The sequence below is a fragment of the endosymbiont of Bathymodiolus septemdierum str. Myojin knoll genome, from assembly GCF_001547755.1.
In the GTDB taxonomy this organism is placed as follows: Bacteria; Pseudomonadota; Gammaproteobacteria; order PS1; family Pseudothioglobaceae; genus Thiodubiliella.
Genome location: NZ_AP013042.1, coordinates 432,432 through 449,650, shown reverse-complemented (window position 1 = coordinate 449,650; position 17,219 = coordinate 432,432). Strand labels below are relative to the sequence as shown.

The window sequence follows — 17,219 nt, the reverse complement described above, 5'->3', positions numbered from 1 at the left end:
AATAAAAAAAATTAATTAGATTTTTTATTCAAGAAAAACATAACAATGCCTAAAATTAGGATTGATAAAGCAGCATTTGCCAGACCAGTATCTACACACGAATTAGGCGCAATAAAGACTGCCTGACAAGCACTCTCGTTTACCACTGACCAGGTTGGATTCCAACCTAAAGGGGTGAACACATGGAAAAAAACTGCCCCTGCCATCACCATTGATGCCATTAAGCCGCCGATGCAATGAAGTTTTTTTCTGTGTTTCCATAGTACAATCGGAGATAATAATACCAAAGCAGTTACTAACTCAGCCAAACCAATTAAAATCGCACCATACTCAGAAAACAACTCACCTATCGTGGTATTTACGCTGCTACTAAGCCAAGCACCAATGGTATTAAAAATATATTGTGGCTCTAACGCACTACTATCAAATTTATAAAATAACGAACCAAGAAATACATTTGATGCCCATAGAGCAATGATCCAACTAACGATAATTTTTATCTTATTATTCATATTATTTTATTTTTATTTTAAAAAATACAATTATAAACGATTTAACGCTTTACCCGAATCCAAAACTTCCCTTGTCATTTGCGCAGCTTCAATTAACGAATCGGCTTTTTTGGTATGCCAAAGAATTAAACTACTGGCCAAAACTAAGCCATCATAAAACATACCCTGCTCCCCTGATAGCGCTGCCTTGCCGAGTGAAACGGTATATTCTGCTAACGCCTCAATATCGTTTTCAACATTCAAACCTTTGGGCAGGGATATCGCGCGCATTTCTTGTTTAATACCCAAAGATTTGGGCTCAATATCCACACGGTCTTTTTCTTCAATGCCATTATAGGACACCATTAAACCTTTTTGTCGCAAAGAAGGAATTACACCGCCCTCAACACCGCGCACTAAAAGTGCAGTATTCATACCCGATGCATTAACCAGGTGTGCGTAAATCGGTGGATAAGGTTTGTGCACATAGCCCAAAATTGAATGTGTAGATTTACCCCTTAAAGGTCCAATTAATGTTTCTACGGTATTAATCACTGTGCGCTTAATAACACGGTCACGCAAGGAAACCAAATCGTGTAAACCACTACAATAACTGGCTTGATCAATATAACTCCAACCAATTGCCTTATTTTCCAGTCTACTTTTCGCCTCAGCAGTTGAATGGTCAAGGCTCAAACCTAGTGCCTGATTAATATGACGATGCGTCAATCCAAATTTTGGTGATACGCTATCTAATGCGTGAATAACTGTTGGCAAACCCAGCTCAGCCAATACTGGCGGAAGGAATGACGATACAGGAATAGAGCGGTTATAGCCACTATACGGGTCACCCAAGTCCACCAAATCATCAACATTAACCTGTTGTTTGTCGCTTTCTGCAAGAATAGCTGCCAAAATGCCTTCGTTTTCTTCCATTGTTTCGCGTTTCATGCGCAAAGCAATCAAGAAAATCGCTGATTGTACATCGTCAATCTCACCACGCAAAATGGCTTGCATACCATCTCTAGCCTCTTCAAAAACAATATCTTTACTTAGATCTGGACCTGTTGCAATGCGTTGAATAATGGATTTTAAAAGCGCTTGTGAATTCATAATTGTATGTATATTTCGTTATTTTCTTGTTTGACGGCGTAAGTTCGCATATTATCAACATCGTCCTCTGAACTGTTGCCCGTGGTTAAATCAAAACTGTATCCGTGCAAAGAGCACTTAACACGGTTACCCTTTAAGCAGCCTAAAGTCAATTCAATATCTTCATGTGGACAGCGATTTTCAGCTGCATACAGCGTACCGTTATTCATCGTTACAAATATCTTTTTATCTTCGACAGTTGCCTCAACCATTGTGCCTTCTTTTGGTGTATTGTCCAATACTTTAACCCACATTAGAAGAAACTCCAAGCTCTATTTTTATCCAATCTTGCTCTGCATTGTTTGAGTTGTTTTTTATAGCGTTTGGCGTTATTTTCAACCTTTTTAGCTACCCCAATAAGCCAATTTTTACGCAAATGAGTCTTACGATTAAACCCACCATGCCCCTCATGATAAGCCAAATATTGATTAAAAGCGTCTGTCTTACTAACACCAGAACGCTTGTTAGATTGACTGATATACCAACCAACAAAATCCGCTGCATCTACAAAATTAGTACGCGACCTGTTATAATTTTTTGTGCTCTTTTGATACCAATCCCAAGTCCCTTCTGTAGCCTGCGCAAACCCTTTAGAGCTACTCGGCCTGGCCCATGGAATGACACCGAATAATTTACCTCTAGGCGGCTTTGCATCTGACTGAAAACGAGACTCCTGATAAATAATAGCCAACTGCACATACGCAGGTGCGCCATATTTTTTCTCAGAGGCTTTCACCCCTTGATACCAAGTTACCTCTTCATCCATCAAGGTGCAAATATTACTGACTTCAATCGCAGGCGAAGAGAAACATCCCGATAGAAGCAAAGGCAATAAAAGTAACGAAAATTTCTTCATTGCTAACTTAAAAATATTTTATAAACAACCACAGCCTGCGCAATAAACAACACCGAAAATAACCCTTTAATCATACCATCTGACATCGGCTTAGAGGCTGATTTAGGATTAGATGATTTAGCATGAGCATCCAATTCAACCTCATTCGCAACCCACCCTTTATCAGAGTTTTCTGCCTTAAATTTCACACGCGTACCTGTATTCAGGCGCGATTTATTAAACACATTCTTTTGATGCACAAAATACTGCTCACCATCATCGCCAACGATAAAACCATATCCTTTCGTGCCAAACTTGCTTACTTCACCTTTCATTGTAGCCATTCTTTATTCCTCTTTATGCAAACAATATGTTGCTCTTTCAATAAAATCCACACCTGCGTGTAGATACTTAGGTTCATTTTTAATGTCATTAAAACACTCTAACTGCTGACACTCAAACCATTCAAACAGTGATTTTACCTCTGCTTCATCGACGGCAAAAGGGGGTCCACTGATTTGCGATTGCGGATAATTTAAAGTCAACAACAATATCCGGCAACCGCTCGGTATTATATCGTATAAATGTTGTGCATATTTAACCCTTAAATCCTCAGGTAGAGCAATCAATGCACCCCTATCATAGAGTGCACTTGTCATCCCTAAATGCCCTGAATCAAGGTTAAAAAAATCACCACAAAAAATACGGATATTTCGTGCATTATAAACCGTGAAATTATTCGCCTCTTGCACCGTATAAGGCATTGCATTTTCTTGAAAAAATGCAGTGACTGCCACTTCACTCAACTCCACGCCAATCACTTTGTACCCCTGTTCCAGTAAATACACCATATCCTGACTCTTGCCGCACAACGGCACTAGCACCGTCGCTGCCCGTTCTAACTGCAAGCAATCTATAAACTTCACCAATTTATCGTTCGGCGTGTCTTTATGCCACCCCGTTTCACCGTCTTTCCAGCGCTGTATCCAATCTGTCATTTTCTTTATCCTTTATAATAAAACCTTTGCATAAATATGAATAATCATCATTCATTTTAACCCTTATCTGACCCATAGATTTGTTTGTGTAATCTAGAGTGTGTCACAACATCACTACGGCTGCATCCAATTGCCATTGGATAGTATAAATTAAAAACAAGATTTAATGGGAACATTGATTAAAAAATGGTGATATTTACACAGTTGGGTGATACAAAAGTGTTATTTTAGTATAAATCACTCTCTGACCCTAATTGTTCTCGCGTATTTTGCAGCTAACGTCTCACATCACCGGCAGAAAAAGCAGAGCGAGGAACGAGTGGCGCTTTTTTCTATCCGAGTGCATGTGATTGTTATACGGCACTTTTACCATGCTTAAAAGTTTATTGTAGATTGAACCCCTCTCTGGGTTCATTATATTTTAAACATGATAATCAAAAGGGCTACCTTCCGCCCCCCAATATCTCACATCAATATAACTGGTATCACTATGAATACTAGAGCGATAAATGCCACCGTCGAGTAATTTATATCGGTAGTTAGCAATACTACCTATTAGCTCACCATCTGATCCTAGTATTAGAGTGTTTCCTTTTTTAAGATTATGAAGCTTCACAAATCTTCCAGCAACGGGATTATAGTTATTTATCCAAACAACAGATATTATTGAATTAGCCAATTTCCATGTGGTCTCCGGTTTTGGATCATACTCTTTTATAAAATCCCGCCATAAATTAGAAGTTTCAGGTGTTGGCCAATCAGGTTCAATAGCGAGGTCAAAAACCTCTACAGAATTTAGCCATGCTTTTAATTGAACGCCTGTTGTGAAAGAGGCGTTTGTTGAACTGACCGCATGTATCGCAGCTTTTCTTGAGTTAAACCCAGCTTGCATCAACAGTGCGGCACTTCTATTTAAAGTCCCATTTTCTATAGCAGGAACTACCAGCCCAACTTCATAATCATCTATTGTTGCACTATCACCAATAACATCTTCATTGGCTTGCGCACGAACTCTAATAGCTTCTAATCCCCAAGGTAGACGGTAGATTAAGCCATCCTCTATAAACATCAGAGCTTCGTTGATATCATTAAATTCATGCTCTGTGAGAATTTCGCCTCTTAACCAAACTGCCAAGATTTCTCTCCAGTCATCAGGTAAATTACGCGGGGTAAAAGGTGCAATATCAAAAACTAATTCAGCCAACTGTATTATTCTAGCTATTGCTAACTGTTGCTCATTGGCAGATATATATCCGTTCGCATTTACAAGCAATACGTTGGCTTGAGGAGATATAGCATCAAGCCTCTGACCAGTATCAAGCCCAACTCCCGCAAGAAAGTATCCTTTGCGTTGAAAGGTAGTTGTAACATTCCATATGTATTTAGCTCGTTGAGCTAATACGGAATCAAACAGTCCTTTTAGTCCTTTTTTCTCTTCATCATGACGATTTAAACTTCTTTGCCATAGTGAAGAATGAAGGATTGCATCAAGTGCATTTGGTATATCAATTATTGAAACATCTTCCTCGCCTAACATACTTAGAAGAGCTGTATCAAGGCTTACTATATGCTTATCCCATGCAATTTTTTGCGCCTTGATCTGTTCTGTGGTCTCATTAGCAACATTAGGAAATCCCCATGCTTGAGTATTGTTTAAAACATACTCAAGAAGCCCATTAATATCTGACTCAAGAAGCCCATTAATATCTGACTCAAGAAGCCCATTAATATCTGAGTTCCCTATACTCTGAGCTATTCGACTTACAAGAGTGATGACAAGAAGAGCCAAACCACTCTCCATATTTCGTGCCTTTGTATCTTCTACTAACCTGCGCCACTGAGTCCGAAACCAATCATGTCTTTCAAATATTGGGTAGAGGACTAACCCATGTGTATCAACAAAAGCTCGACCAGCTCGACCAATCACATTTTTAAATTCAGATGCATCTATTATATTTTTATTACGTGTTAATGAATAAACAATAACGGCAGTCGCAGATAGATTCAGACCTTGAGCAAGGGTGGGGGATGAAACTGTAACTTTCAAAATACCTTCGCGTAACAACTTTTCCATTTCCTTCCTGAAAGGAGTTGGAAGAGCGCCATGATGAACAGCTACACCTATTTTTAAGCATTCAACAATTGGATGTCCATCACCAAGCCACTCATCTCCTAACACTATTGCTAAATCTAGTTGTTGTAACGGAACAGACAATACTGAGTCGAGTGCCTCTCGCTTATGCAAATCTATAATATCTCTTGCAAAACTATTAACAGACCGTTTTTCTGGGCAATATATTAAGACTGTATGATTATCCTGAACTAACCTCCAAGTCGCCGCCAAGGTTAGTTCTTTTTTATTTTTAGGAAACGGTGTGCTTCTTCTACCAACTGGCGGAATAAAGGGGTGAATATAATTAGGGATAAATGGTTTCTCTTCACCAATAGTAAAATTAATTCGTCCAGTATTTGCTTGCCAAACAATCTCACCAAATCTTAAATCTGTAGGTCGCCATAAAGATTGTATAGCACCGCCTTCCTTATCTCGTCGCAACCAGCCAACAAAATCTTCTAACTGATCGCCATCAGGTAATATAGCTGAAAGGCAAACAATTCTTCTTTGCTCAGCATCATCTCGTTTTAATAGTCGCTGAATTTGCACTTCATAACTTATCTCCCGCTCGCTTAGACCAATCATATGCCCTTCATCTAAAACCACGAGACCAACATCATCTATTAATGAAGGGTCATTTCTTAAGGCAAAATCTAATTTTTCTGGCGTCCCTACTACTATGTCTTTTGACTTTATGACATTCTGTTCAAAGTCGCTTGTTCCAATACTGCCATAAAGCGAAGAAACTGATTTACCTAACGGTAGAAACGTTTTACGAAGTGATGCCTCTGTCTGAGCGGACAACGCCCTGAGCGGCGTAATAAAGAGCACGCGCTTTCCAATAGATAAACATCGAAGAATGCATAATTCTGCGATACGCGTTTTACCCGCACTAGTTGGAAGTGAAACCACAAGATCATCAACATCATTAACCGCTCGCCTAGCGCCCTCTAACTGGGATGGCCAAAGATCAATCTCAGCTTTATTACGTTTGAATAATGAAGCAATAAATAGCCAGCGTAGTAGTGCCCAATCTTCACTATTTTCCTGATCAGGAGTAACAGGAAGAACCGTATGAAAGCTGGACTCCCAAAGATCACGAAATAGGTATTTGGTTATTCTCAAAACCCACCATTGCGGTAGCATGTTAAGCTCTGTAGTAATAGACAAGCTATTTTCTATCCGATTAATAGCACTTTCAAGTAGTGCAATGTTCCCTATTTCTAGTGCGAATAGAAACTCATAAATTGCAGAATAATAATTATCAGTTATTGCCAAATCAATTATAGGTAACTCAATTGATGCTATTCCATATTCTTCTGGGCGATCCTCTGACTCAAGTTGTCCATTGAGTTGGTCAATTTCAAAGTCTATCTTTTCAGCTAGGGAATTATCTGAGCCAAGTCCTGATTCTTTCCAAGCTAATACAGAAGTTTCAAGCGCAGCAAATTGCCTTAACATGAGTAACGATAGCATTTTCTCTATTCGACTCAAATTTTCATTTTCAATATTATGATTGAGCAATGAAAATGCTTTAGCAGAAAATCGCCCTAAATGATAACTTGATGCTGCCAACACCTTATGAAAGCCTTTCTCTGGATCATCAGGATTTCCATTATGTATAACGTCTGTTATTGCTGTGGCAGCTTTTTCAAACGCGGCACGGGCAAACTCAGGGTTACCATTCAATTCTGTGAGGCGAATAGCAAGAGATAACAGTGAATAACCGTAGGACAGGAGATCATAACTAAGTCTTGGCGCAAAGTTTGGTGAACCATCAGGTAATTCACCATCAACCCAAATCATTGAACGCGCTAACCCCCGCTCAAGTAATCGCCCTCTGAAACCTGTAGCTATTGCCTGCTGAATAGCTTTTTCTATCTCTTCAATCGCCGAGGCCATCTAGCACTCCCTGATAAACACTTCCAATAAGCTCTTGGTGATTACTAACTTGAAAACCAACAGAGGACTGCTTTATATTACCGCTATAATCATCAAATGCTTCTTTTTGAAGTTTCTCAGGCTTCGATGCAGTAAAGGTAAAAAGTAGGTGCTCAACTTGACTATTACCAATTCCATCAGAGAGCTGTGCTTTTTCAATAAGGTTTGCCAAAGTTTGGTTGCCTGTGTCTCTAAGTCTTTCTGCCACAAATTCAAGAGCATGTGGTGCTGGTAGACCCTCATCAAGATCAAGCTCATCCCTTGCCTTTGACAAAACATTACGACTTAACGATTGATTGCTTTTAGCTTCGGCTTTGAGGAATTTTATTGTTTGATTTTCTTGATTTATAAGTACCCCGATAACATCATCACCACGCATTGCCATATTGCGGTGATCTTTCCATCTCAATTTCTTTATTGGTACAGAAAATACTGTTTTTTCATCAATATAATCTGTTGTGAGAATTTCTCCAATATCGCCAGAGCGAATTTTTGTTACTTTGGGGAGTTTTATTCTGAGCTTTTCCGCAGCAGCAGGCTTACCTAAACGCTCAAGAGTGCTAGCCATTGATAAAGGGTCTATATAATAATCAGGCAAAATATCTATGAGTTCTTCAATAAGATTTTGGAATTCTGCTCCCTTGAGTTCTACCTTCTTAAATGAATGCCGATCTTGGGTATGTTCAGAAACTACTGACTTATCAGTTATATTTAACAATAATTATCCCTCATCATTTCAATAGTGATTGTTCTTTCCCAGTATCCAACAAGGGGCACCATATTGTTTTCTGTGCCGTATAACGCTTGAATTCAGCCGACGCGTCAGCGGTCGGCTGGAATGATTTGTTAGGCATTTTTTAATGCTTCCTCAATTTGGTTGGTAGAAAGATGTCCATAATTATTATAAATTTCTACTGTATTTATTGATGCGTTAGATTTGTTATTTATCTTTGCAACAGATTTAAAGTTGCCTACTTTGGCGCTGATATTTTCCGCACTTAATTTTGTATTTTGAGCCATTTCTCTGCAATAAGGCATCTGTCTTCCTCTTGGAAAACCCTCTTGCTCTAACTTTTTAAATATAACAAGGCACTTTAATTCGTTTTTGGCATTCCATTCTGAATCTATTCTATAAGACATAACCACCCCACTAATTGCAATTTTTAATACAGGTTTTTTTAACGCCATAACCATATTCTGCCAAACAACCATTAAACACAGACTCTTTTGTATTATTGTAAGTATTTCTTATATCTGCACTATTCATAGCAGCTAAGGCGCCAGCTGCCCATCCTCCTCCATATCCAGCAGTTCTTGCAGTACAGTTTGTTGAGTCATAACCGTTACTCCTGCTTGAGATATTGGCATAATTGTATCCGTAGCTATTTATATTTGAATTGGTTTGTGTATTAATATTTGAATTACAATTGTATCCAGTTACACGATTTTTTTCTCTATCAATCTTGTCTTTGGCGTAATTTTTTGCTTTTATCGCTTCTAATTCCGCTCTTGGTTTGCAAATTGCTTTTGCTTGTTCTGAAGAGGTACTACTATTTTTATATTTTATTAATTCATATTTATATTGCGGAACACATCCAAAAAGGAAAAATACAAAATAAATTAGTATTAGTTTTTTGTAATTCATTAGTTTGTCCGCCTAACTATTAGTATAAGGACATATTCCCTTATATACTCTATTAAAACTAAAGACATGTAAATATTTCATATTTTTACCGTTTTATAGGTTTAAAATAGATTTTTACTTGATATACGATATCTAAGTAAAAAAATTATTCAAAACCACGAAGAATAAAAAATAGTAACTTGACTTTAGATTTAATTTAGCATTTATGATAACAGAAAACAAGCCGATTATTCAACAAATGCGAGAAGTAATGCGACGGATGAATTATGCTTACAAAACTGAGAATACTTATTGCGATTGGGTAAAGCGCTTTATTAAATTTTCAGGCATGCAGAGCAGAAAATCAAAGGGTTAAAGTAATTAATTTTGTGCTAACTACAAACAATCTATAAATGACCCTGTAAACCAGATTGTGTAAACACCTCTTTCAAAAATCAGACATAATCCTTTAATCTATCCTCATGTAGGATTATAAACTGATTCATTGCTTGTGACCAATTTCGTATTGGCATTGTCCATTTCTTACTGGCTGCTTCAATGGCTAAAAAGACCACTTTAAAAGCAGAGTTATCATGATTAAAAATCTTTCTGTTTTTGATAGATTTTCTAATCACTGAGTTTAAGGATTCAATGGCATTAGTGGTATAGATTGCCTTTCTGATTGCCTCAGGATAAGCAAATAGAGTAGCAACATTTATCCCAATTTCGTCGCCACGATTTGGCGATACTTGGGAACTGCGTATCCCATTTATACTCAAACTCATCTAACGCCAATAAAGCTTCTTCTTCAGTAATAGACTGATAGATTTGCTTTAAATCACTAGCAACATTCTTACGTTCCTTATAGCCCACATATTTAAGCGAGTTGCGAACCATATGAACAATACACAGTTGTACATCAGCCTGTGGGAACACGGCATTAATAGCTTCGGGGAATCCCGTTAACCCATCGACTGAGGCGATCAGGATGTCTTTTACGCCACGATTAGCAATATCGTTAAGAACGCCCAACCAGAACTTAGAAGATTCATTTTTGGACAACCATAAGCCAAGACATTCTTTTTTACCCTCAAGATTAACGCCTAGGGCAATGTACATGGTCTTTTTAATGATTTGTTTATCTTGCCTAACTTTAATGACAATACCGTCTAAATAAACAATGGGGTAAATCTCATCCAATGGACGATTACGCCACTCTGTGGCTTGAGCAATAACCGCTTGTGTTACATTGGACACCAACGTTGCTGAGATGTCAGCGTCATACATCTCTTTAAAGGTTGTGACAATATCACGGGTGCTCATGCCTTTGGCATACAGGCTTAATATTTGATTATCAAAAGCGCCTAATCTGGTTTGACCCTTCTCAATGATAGCAGGCTCAAAGTTAGCATTGCGATCCCTTGGAATAGCAAAGTTCAAACTTCGCCATGATTACCTTTAACAAATTTTAGAGTAGTAGCCATTGCGAGCGTTATTACTGGCATTAGATTCATTGCCATTTTGTCCATATTTTGGATAGCCAAGGTGATGTTCCATCTCAGCACCAAGTGCCGCTTCTATGGTCATCTTAACCAATGATGCAGACAAGTCTGCCAAGTCATCTTGGGTGTGGATGTCTTTGGCAAGCTCACCAGCAAAAGCACGGAGTTTTTGTTGGTTAATGCCTGTGTTGTTCAGTTGGTTCTTTTGGTTTTTTCTTAGTGTTGCGTTACTCATGTTTTTTCTCCTTTTTAGGGATTATAAAATATGAGGGTTTACACAATCTGGTTTACAGGGTCTCTATAAATTTCACTAATTTATCGTTCGGCGTATCTTTATGCCGCCCCGTTTCACCGTCTTTCCAGTGCTGTATCCTTTATAATGCTTACTTATGAATATCAAACGACCAAGCCGTAAAACACTCATGCAATTTATGATGGTTATTTTAGCCATTTTTGTCATTCGTATGTACCAACAACAAGATTTAACTGTGGGCATGGTGCCAAGTTTCACCTCTCAGACGCTCAACGGCGATATTGTCAATAGTAACCCCTTGCCCGAGCAAGCCACCCTTATCCATTTTTGGGCAACTTGGTGTGGCATCTGCCAATTGGAAAATGATAACATTCAAGCCCTTAGCAAAGACTATAAAGTCCTCAATATTGCGATGCAATCTGGCACCGACGCTGAACTTAAAGTCTACGCTGAAAAGCATAATATGCAAATTAACAACATCATCAACGACAACTCTGGCTCCTTAGCCCGATTATTTGGCGTTCGTGCAACCCCAAGTAGTTTTTTCATTAACACCAAAGGCAGAATTCAATTCGTTGAAGTTGGCTATGTTACCACTTTTGGTTACAAAATCAGACTTTGGTGGGCAAGTTTATAGGCTACCATCCTCAAATAAATGCCCTACTGGAAACCAATTCAGCAGGACGATTAATGGCATTTTTAGCACAACAAAAGAAATCTAATAAAATCATTTTTCCCGCTCAAAAAAACTGGTTTAAAGCTTTTGAACTGACACCTTTCAACGAAGTCAAGGTTATCATCTTGGGTCAAGACCCTTATCACAGCGAAGGGCAAGCGCAAGGTCTTAGTTTCTCCGTTGCTGATGGCATGAAAATCCCGCCCTCTCTTAGAAACATTTACCAAGAATTAGAGTTAGATTTGGGCATCCCAGCTAATAACAGTGGCAATCTTAAACACTGGGCAACCCAAGGTGTGCTACTGCTAAATAGCGTCCTCACCGTAGAAAAAAACAGCCCTGGATCACACGCTAATAGCGGCTGGATTGATTTCACCGACGGCGTCATCCACACGCTCAGCGAAGAAAAAGAAAACCTTATTTTTATGCTTTGGGGCAGTTATGCCCAGCAAAAAGTTGAACTCATAGATGCTAATAAGCATTTAATTTTAACCGCAACCCATCCTTCCCCGTTTTCAGCGCACAAAGGATTTTTTGGTTGTAAACACTTTTCAAAAGCCAATGACTATCTTAAAATACACAAACAAAAACCCATTGATTGGTAACAAAAGGATAAAAATGAAATTAGTCATTGACGATGCATGTTATGCATACGACAAAATATTTGGCAGTTTTGGCGATATTAGTGCCATTGCAGGGCGTAGCATTGATGCTAATATTGTGCGTGATGCCGATGTGTTGATTGTTCGCTCACGCACTCAAGTTAATGAAACGCTACTCAAAGGCAGTCAAGTTAAATTCGTTGGTTCAACCGTCGCTGGATTAGACCATGTTGACCAAGAATATTTGCAAGCCAACAACATTACTTTTTTCTCAGCACAAGGATGTAATTCAATGGCAGTTGCCGAATTCGTTATCGCTGCCATCGTTAATTTAGCGGATAAATTGAACTTTGATTACACTAAAAAAACACTCGGTATTATTGGTGTTGGCAATGTCGGCTCACGCCTTAAAGCCAAAGCAGAATTAATGGGTATCACTACCCTACCAAGCGACCCAATTCGCCAAGAACAAGAAGATTTGCCAGATTTCGTTGATTTAAATACTGCGCTCAGCGCTGACATTGTTACCTTTCACACGCCGCTCACTAAAGACGGTAAACACCCCTCTTACCACTTGCTTAATGCCGACAATTTCCACCACATCAGCGACAATACCATTCTATTTAACGCCGCCCGCGGTGGTGTTATCGACGAATCTATTTGGCAAACTACGCCAACCAAAGCCAACATTATCGACTGTTGGGAAAATGAGCCTAACATCAATCTTTCCCTGCAAAAAAACGCCTACTGGGCAACGCCCCATATTGCGGGTCACTCAGTTGACGCTAAATTTCAAGGCAGTTTTATGGTCTATCAGTCTCTGTGCAATTACTTAGGCGAACAACAAGATGCATCCATTGTCAACCTTATTGACCCAGGCACCTTGAGCATCCAAGAAAACACCCTTAAAGACACCCTAAACACTATCTATAATTTCAAAAAAGACACGATAGCAATTACCGACATTGCCAACTTCGAAGATTATCGTCGTAACTACCCCATTCGCTACGAATGGCACCATTACAATAGCAAAATTGCCCTACCGATTGTTTAGTTTATTTTTAAAAAATGGCATTAATCAAAAGAACAATTAATCTGTTCAAAATCAAACCCTCTGGATTGTAAAAAACGCTGCTGTTTGGCTTTTTCTTTACGCTCAGATGGGGGTTCTTCCCCATATTTTCTAACCCTAATGCTTTTTGCTAAAGCAAAGAAATCATATTCAGACAAATCAAAATCATGAATACCTCGTTGCCTTAGGTCGATGGCTATTTTAATTGGCCCTTTGCCTTGGTTAAAGCGCATTTGGATAAACTCACTGGCAAAGCGTTCATCGGATTGATAGTTTTCTTGAGTGAGTTTGGCAATTGCCTCAGTCACCTCGTCCTCTTTATACCATTGAATGAGTTTCGTGTGTAATTCCATGCAAGAATGCTCGCGTTTAGCGAGCATTCCTAATGCACTATTGTAAGCAGTTTTACTCAGTGTTTTTATCCTTCTTTACTTCTTCCGGGTTAAGCACTTTTGCTTTGATTTTCTCTTCTAGGTCGGCGCACATTTCCGGATGCTCTTTCAAATAGTCACGCGCCTTATCTTTACCCTGTCCAATTCTTTCGCTACCAACGCTATACCAAGCGCCGGCTTTATCCACCAATTCATATTTAACGCCCAAATCAATGATTTCACTTTCACGAGAAATACCTTCGTTATAAAGAATCTGGAATTCCGCTTGTTTGAACGGTGGTGCCACTTTGTTTTTTAGCACTTTAACCCGAGTTTCATTACCCATAATTTCATCACCTTTTTTAATCGCACCAATACGACGAATATCTAAGCGTACAGATGCGTAAAATTTCAAGGCGTTACCGCCTGTTGTCGTTTCAGGATTACCGAACATTACACCAATTTTCATTCTTAATTGGTTAATAAAAATAACCATGGTATTGGTTTTCTTAATGTTAGCGGTTAGCTTCCTTAGCGCTTGTGACATCAAACGCGCCTGCAAACCCATATGTGATGCACCCATTTCACCTTCGATTTCTGCCTTTGGCGTCAAAGCGGCAACAGAATCTATCACCACGACATCAACACTACCTGAACGCACCAACATATCGGTAATTTCCAATGCTTGTTCACCTGTATCGGGCTGAGAAATCAGCAATTCATCGGTATTGACGCCCAATTTTTTGGCATATTGTGGGTCTAATGCATGTTCTGCATCAATAAATGCAGCGGTGCCACCGAGTTTTTGCATTTCTGCAATCACATGCAAAGTTAGCGTTGTCTTACCCGAAGATTCAGGTCCGTAAATTTCAATAACTCGCCCTTTTGGCAAGCCACCGATGCCAAGCGCAATATCCAAACTCAAACTGCCCGTAGAAACCGCTTCAATGTCTGAATTCACCTCATCATCACCAAGGAACATTACCGAGCCTTTGCCAAATTGTTTATCAATCTGAGCTAACGCTGATTTTAGCGCTTGTTTTTTCTGTTCATTCATGAGGTTTCTCCGAGGTAAAATAAGGCTTTAATTTTACGATTAATTGAATGACTGTGGTAACTTTTTCAACAAATGCGACGCAATTTATGTCGCTGGCACTTAAACTTGCTCGCAAGGGGCAATATGGTGTACAGTCAAATCCAATGGTAGGTTGCGTTATTACAAAAAATGACGAAATTATTGCGCAAGGTTACCATCAAAAATTCGGCGCAGCCCATGCGGAAAGCAATGCGTTAGCAGAAATTAATCATCAAGCAAATGATGCTACTTTGTATGTCACTCTAGAGCCTTGTTCACATCAAGGAAAAACACCACCTTGTGCACAAACGATTATTGACTCGGGCGCAAAAGAAGTTATTATTGCTATGCTTGACCCCAATCCCCTAGTGGGTGGTAAAGGTGTGGCAATGTTGGAAGATGCGGGCATTGTTGTCAAAATTGGCTTACTTGAAAGTGAAGCCAAATATCTGAACCGTGCTTTTATCAAAAAAATGACAACTGGCTTACCATTTGTGACTTGCAAAATCGCAATGAGTCTTGATGGGAAAACAGCAATGTCATCGGGTGAAAGTCAATGGATTACAGGCGAAGCAGCAAGATTAGATGTGCAAAAATTACGCGCCAATCATCAGGCAATTATGACGGGCTCTGGTACGGTATTAGCCGACAATCCATCAATGACAGTGCGTCTTAATGATGTCAATGTAAAGCCTTTGCGAGTGGTTGTAGATGGTAAGAATCAAATTACAGACACGACGCTTAATATTTTTTCGACAGACGCTGAAACGCAAGTTTTCAATATGTCCAATAGCAAACTCAATAATGCAGGAAAATTAGTTTTAAGCGATATTTTGTCGCAATTAGCAGCGCAAGATATTAACAGTGTTTTATTAGAAGCCGGGCCTGGTTTGATTGGTGCAATGGTTGATGCAGGATTGGTGAATGAATTCATTATTTACACTGCACCAATATTAATGGGCAGTGATGCAAATTCAATGGTGGACCTTGTAATTAAAAAGATGGATGATAAATTATCACTCAATATTCAGGATATTAGAATGATTGGTGAAGACATTAAAATAACAGCAGCATTAAAATGAAAACATTGACAAATAAGAACATTCTCTTAGGTGTGAGTGGCTCGATTGCCGCTTACAAGGCTCCCAATATTGTGCGTCGATTACAAGATTTAGGTGCACAGGTGCGCGTTGTTGTAACTCAGGCTGGGTTGCGATTTGTAACTGAATTATCCTTACAAGTAACCTCCAAACACAAAGTGCATCATAATTTGTGGGACAAAGAGGCGGAATTATCCATGGGGCATATTGAATTAGCAAAATGGGCAGATGTCATTTTGATTGCCCCTGCCAGTGCCAATACCCTTGCTAATTTAGCCTCAGGCAAAGCAAATGATTTATTAAGTAGTATCGTTCTAGCAAGTGATTGCCCAATGCTTGTTGCACCAGCGATGAATCAACAAATGTATGCAGCCGAGTATGTGCAAACGAATTTAAGTAAATTAATCAAGCGACAAGTGGCTGTTATTCAGCCTGATAATGGCGAGCAAGCCTGTGGTGATATTGGTGAAGGGCGCTTGGCTGAATCTCTGGAAATTGCCCAACAAGTAGGGGCAATTTTTCAAAATACCGCATTAACTGGTAAAAAGGTTTTAATTACTTTAGGTGCAACAGTTGAAGCAATTGACCCTGTCAGATATATATCCAATCATTCAAGTGGCAAGATGGGTTCCGCACTCGCTGATGCCTGTATCGAAGCCGGTGCAAAGGTGACCTTAGTGCATGGTAATATTAGCGCCCATTTAAATCAAAAAGCGACGGCAATTTCCGCATTAAGTGCTGGTGAAATGTATCAAACAGTGATGGACAATATTGCCGAATGCGACATTTTTATTGCCTGTGCCGCAGTGAGTGATTATTATATAAAAAACATTGAAAAAAACAAAATTAAGAAATCTGATAAGGCACTCACTTTGGCGTTAGCGCCAACCAAAGACATTTTGAAAGCAGTGTGTCAATTATCGCAAAAACCGCTGTGTATTGGTTTTGCCGCAGAGACAGAAAATTTGACTAAAAATGCAAAAAATAAACTAAAAAACAAGGGCTGTGATGCCATCATACTCAACGATATTTCTAACCTGGATTTTGGCTTCAAAAGTGATGAAAATGAGGTGTTATTTTTGACAGAAAAAAAATCCATAAAAATTGAAAAAAATAGCAAGAAAAAAATAGCAAGAAAAATTGTTGAAATATTAAGTTCAAATATTTTATAAAACCTGGAAAACTTTGTTAAATCAAGCTTCAACAGAGTTACCCACAAAACTGTGGATAACTCTGTGGACATCTTCACTGAAACAACAAAAAATGGTGTCGGATTGCAGTTTCTTATGGTTTTGAATAAAAATTAATCATTTATTTTTTATCATTAAAAATCAATTACTTATAAAAAACCTACAAAACAAAATTATTTAAAAAAAATAACAATTTAACTTTTATTTCATTATCGGGGAAAACT

At 38.8% G+C, this 17,219-nt stretch carries 19 protein-coding genes and 1 pseudogene; 6 read left to right on the top strand and 14 right to left on the bottom strand.

Annotated elements, in window-relative coordinates; translation table 11 throughout:
- Window positions 1–11: 11 nt before the first annotated feature.
- From BSEPE_RS02365 to BSEPE_RS02320, 10 genes are all read right to left on the bottom strand, one after another.
- Window positions 12–512 carry a hypothetical protein gene (locus tag BSEPE_RS02365; RefSeq protein WP_066043610.1) on the bottom strand — a complete coding sequence of 167 codons (501 nt, stop codon included), beginning with the start codon at window positions 510–512 and terminating at the stop codon, window positions 12–14.
- Window positions 513–542: 30 nt separating this feature from the next.
- A complete protein-coding gene (locus BSEPE_RS02360) occupies window positions 543–1,604 on the bottom strand; it encodes an anthranilate phosphoribosyltransferase (RefSeq protein ID WP_066043608.1) in 1,062 nt (353 codons plus the stop codon).
- Window positions 1,601–1,897, bottom strand: a complete 297-nt coding sequence (locus BSEPE_RS02355; protein ID WP_066043605.1) for a Rieske (2Fe-2S) protein — start codon at window positions 1,895–1,897, stop codon at window positions 1,601–1,603. The genes BSEPE_RS02360 and BSEPE_RS02355 overlap by 4 nt, the downstream gene beginning before the upstream one ends.
- Window positions 1,897–2,499: a transglycosylase SLT domain-containing protein gene (locus tag BSEPE_RS02350; RefSeq protein ID WP_066043603.1), complete on the bottom strand. Its 603-nt coding sequence runs from the start codon at window positions 2,497–2,499 to the stop codon at window positions 1,897–1,899. The genes BSEPE_RS02355 and BSEPE_RS02350 overlap by 1 nt, the downstream gene beginning before the upstream one ends.
- A gap of 2 nt (window positions 2,500–2,501) precedes the next feature.
- The gene (locus BSEPE_RS02345) at window positions 2,502–2,822 is read right to left on the bottom strand and encodes a cold-shock protein (protein WP_066043600.1); all 321 of its coding nucleotides are present in this window, start codon (window positions 2,820–2,822) and stop codon (window positions 2,502–2,504) included.
- A 3-nt stretch (window positions 2,823–2,825) separates the two neighbouring features.
- Entirely contained in the window at window positions 2,826–3,476 is a 651-nt protein-coding gene (locus BSEPE_RS02340) for a thiopurine S-methyltransferase (RefSeq protein WP_066043597.1), read from the bottom strand.
- A gap of 421 nt (window positions 3,477–3,897) precedes the next feature.
- Window positions 3,898–7,491 (bottom strand): DEAD/DEAH box helicase, encoded by a 3,594-nt coding sequence (locus BSEPE_RS02335; RefSeq protein WP_066043594.1) that lies wholly within the window; start codon window positions 7,489–7,491, stop codon window positions 3,898–3,900.
- On the bottom strand, window positions 7,475–8,248 hold the full coding sequence (locus tag BSEPE_RS02330) for a Hachiman antiphage defense system protein HamA (RefSeq protein WP_066043591.1): 774 nt from the start codon (window positions 8,246–8,248) through the stop codon (window positions 7,475–7,477). Before BSEPE_RS02330 ends, BSEPE_RS02335 begins: the two co-directional genes overlap by 17 nt.
- A gap of 128 nt (window positions 8,249–8,376) precedes the next feature.
- On the bottom strand, window positions 8,377–8,718 hold the full coding sequence (locus tag BSEPE_RS02325) for a hypothetical protein (protein ID WP_066043588.1): 342 nt from the start codon (window positions 8,716–8,718) through the stop codon (window positions 8,377–8,379).
- Window positions 8,681–9,175, bottom strand: coding sequence for a hypothetical protein (locus tag BSEPE_RS02320; RefSeq protein ID WP_066043585.1), 495 nt, complete (start codon window positions 9,173–9,175; stop codon window positions 8,681–8,683). The genes BSEPE_RS02325 and BSEPE_RS02320 overlap by 38 nt, the downstream gene beginning before the upstream one ends.
- Window positions 9,176–9,380: 205 nt before the next feature.
- Here BSEPE_RS02320 and BSEPE_RS07850 point away from each other — a divergent pair, with 205 nt between their 5' ends.
- Entirely contained in the window at window positions 9,381–9,530 is a 150-nt protein-coding gene (locus tag BSEPE_RS07850; RefSeq protein WP_083502955.1) for a phage integrase N-terminal SAM-like domain-containing protein, read from the top strand.
- A 79-nt stretch (window positions 9,531–9,609) separates the two neighbouring features.
- On the opposite strand, the gene BSEPE_RS08260 is transcribed toward BSEPE_RS07850, so the two are convergent.
- Both BSEPE_RS08260 and BSEPE_RS02315 read right to left on the bottom strand, forming a co-directional pair.
- Window positions 9,610–9,939 carry a transposase gene (locus BSEPE_RS08260; RefSeq protein ID WP_408065659.1) on the bottom strand — a complete coding sequence of 110 codons (330 nt, stop codon included), beginning with the start codon at window positions 9,937–9,939 and terminating at the stop codon, window positions 9,610–9,612.
- Window positions 9,842–10,891 (bottom strand): annotated as a pseudogene (locus BSEPE_RS02315) (IS256 family transposase). Before BSEPE_RS02315 ends, BSEPE_RS08260 begins: the two are co-directional and overlap by 98 nt.
- Window positions 10,892–11,045: 154 nt before the next feature.
- On the opposite strand from BSEPE_RS02315, the gene BSEPE_RS02310 reads away from it, so the two are divergent.
- Genes BSEPE_RS02310 through BSEPE_RS02300 form a run of 3 tightly spaced genes read left to right on the top strand, consistent with a single transcriptional unit; the run spans window position 11,046 to window position 13,241 of the window.
- Window positions 11,046–11,546, top strand: a complete 501-nt coding sequence (locus BSEPE_RS02310) for a redoxin domain-containing protein (protein WP_066043583.1) — start codon at window positions 11,046–11,048, stop codon at window positions 11,544–11,546.
- Window positions 11,531–12,190 carry a uracil-DNA glycosylase gene (gene ung, locus BSEPE_RS02305; RefSeq protein ID WP_331710348.1) on the top strand — a complete coding sequence of 220 codons (660 nt, stop codon included), beginning with the start codon at window positions 11,531–11,533 and terminating at the stop codon, window positions 12,188–12,190. Before BSEPE_RS02310 ends, ung begins: the two co-directional genes overlap by 16 nt.
- Window positions 12,191–12,203: 13 nt before the next feature.
- A complete protein-coding gene (locus BSEPE_RS02300; RefSeq protein WP_066046032.1) occupies window positions 12,204–13,241 on the top strand; it encodes a 4-phosphoerythronate dehydrogenase in 1,038 nt (345 codons plus the stop codon).
- A 20-nt stretch (window positions 13,242–13,261) separates the two neighbouring features.
- Here the strand turns inward: BSEPE_RS02300 and BSEPE_RS02295 are convergent, their stop codons facing one another.
- Both BSEPE_RS02295 and recA read right to left on the bottom strand, forming a co-directional pair.
- Window positions 13,262–13,672, bottom strand: coding sequence for a regulatory protein RecX (locus tag BSEPE_RS02295; protein WP_408065664.1), 411 nt, complete (start codon window positions 13,670–13,672; stop codon window positions 13,262–13,264).
- A complete protein-coding gene (gene recA / locus BSEPE_RS02290; protein ID WP_066043573.1) occupies window positions 13,665–14,687 on the bottom strand; it encodes a recombinase RecA in 1,023 nt (340 codons plus the stop codon). The genes BSEPE_RS02295 and recA overlap by 8 nt, the downstream gene beginning before the upstream one ends.
- A 47-nt stretch (window positions 14,688–14,734) precedes the next feature.
- Here recA and ribD point away from each other — a divergent pair, with 47 nt between their 5' ends.
- Window positions 14,735–15,787 (top strand): bifunctional diaminohydroxyphosphoribosylaminopyrimidine deaminase/5-amino-6-(5-phosphoribosylamino)uracil reductase RibD, encoded by a 1,053-nt coding sequence (gene ribD / locus BSEPE_RS02285; RefSeq protein ID WP_066043568.1) that lies wholly within the window; start codon window positions 14,735–14,737, stop codon window positions 15,785–15,787.
- A complete protein-coding gene (gene coaBC / locus BSEPE_RS02280) occupies window positions 15,784–16,977 on the top strand; it encodes a bifunctional phosphopantothenoylcysteine decarboxylase/phosphopantothenate--cysteine ligase CoaBC (protein ID WP_066043565.1) in 1,194 nt (397 codons plus the stop codon). The genes ribD and coaBC overlap by 4 nt, the downstream gene beginning before the upstream one ends.
- The last annotated feature ends 242 nt before the right edge of the window (window positions 16,978–17,219 follow it).